Here is a 1,297-nt window from a genome sequence, read left to right on the forward strand (position 1 = left end):
GCGCGGAGAATGTGACGCAGGATGTGAAGATTTGCCTGCTTGGTGATGTTACAGGTGACGGAAAGGTAAATCTCAAAGACTGGAACCGAATCTATCAGCATTATGACAATAGTAACGTGCTGACAGATTATGCACTTGCTTGCGGCGATGTGACCGGAGACGGAAAGGTAAATCTCAAAGACTGGAACCGTGTCTACCAGCATTATGATAATTCCAAGCCGTTGTGGTAAGTCGAATAGCGTCATGTGTTGTCTTAACACCGGTGTTCCTTCCCCATAAGCCATATGGGGAGGGACATTGGGTTTAAGAATAAACCGGATAGCAATATCCCTGCCGGATCATAACTAAGCGAGGCTATGAGACGGTGAGTAAGAAAACGCCCCGCAAAAATTTTAAAAGGAGGAGCTTGGTCATGAACAAGCGAATCACATCAATTGTGCTGAGTTTTGTTATGCTTTTCACGATGCTGGCAACTGCAGTGCCGGCATTGGCAGCGGGTTCTACATCGTTGACAGTGACAGCAGACAAAGCCGAAGCATCCCCAGGTGATACCATCACCTACAAAGTAACACTGGGATCGGTTACAGATCTTTTCGGTTTGGGATTCAAATTAAGCATCCCAAGCGGATTGACATTTGTGCCCGGTTCTGGAAAAATCGCTGACGGTGCTCAAACAGCAATGAGCGCAGTTGCAATCAATTGGACGGAAGGCAGCCTGACATATGGTGTAGGCAATGCCAACTATACCAGTGAATCTACCTTGGAGCTGCTTGAATTCAAATGTACGGTTGATGATGGAGCAAGTGGAAACAAGGCGGTTAGCCTTACAGATTGGGATGGAAATGTCTTCGACAGCGAGTACGATGACATGGCTGTAACTATCAACGACGCAACCGTCAGCATCACCGCCGCTCCGAAGCCCGCAACCGGCATCAACCTCAACAAGGAAGAACTGACTTTGACAGTCGGTGCAACCGAAACTCTGACGGCAACTGTCACCCCGTCCGACACGACTGATACAGTGGCTTGGTCTTCCGACAAACCGGAAGTAGCAACCGTTGATTCCACCGGTAAGGTAACTGCAGTAGCCTCCGGCAAAGCGATTATCACCGCCAAGGCTGGTGAGCAGTCTGCTTCCTGCGCCGTGACCGTGAACGAAGCAACTCCTACCCCCGTTCCTGTGGCAAGCATCGAGCTGAACAAGACCGCTCTGACCCTGGAGGTCGGCAAGAATGAGACCCTGACTGCAACCGTCAAGCCTGACAACGCTGAAGACAAGACGGTGACCTGGACCTCC

The 1,297-nt window shown here is 50.2% G+C and carries 2 protein-coding genes; both read left to right on the plus strand.

Annotation, left to right across the window (positions count from 1 at the left end):
* Positions 1 to 230: dockerin type I repeat-containing protein (locus ACTNBZ_RS14305; RefSeq protein ID WP_441210945.1), on the plus strand; the 230-nt coding region annotated here is incomplete at its 5' end.
* 182 nt (positions 231 to 412) lie between these two features.
* Positions 413 to 1,297: Ig-like domain-containing protein (locus tag ACTNBZ_RS14310; RefSeq protein WP_441210946.1), on the plus strand; the 885-nt coding region annotated here is incomplete at its 3' end.

It is taken from the genome of Pseudoflavonifractor sp. HCP28S3_F10 (assembly GCF_052065415.1).
In the GTDB taxonomy this organism is placed as follows: Bacteria; Bacillota; Clostridia; order Oscillospirales; family Oscillospiraceae; genus Pseudoflavonifractor_A.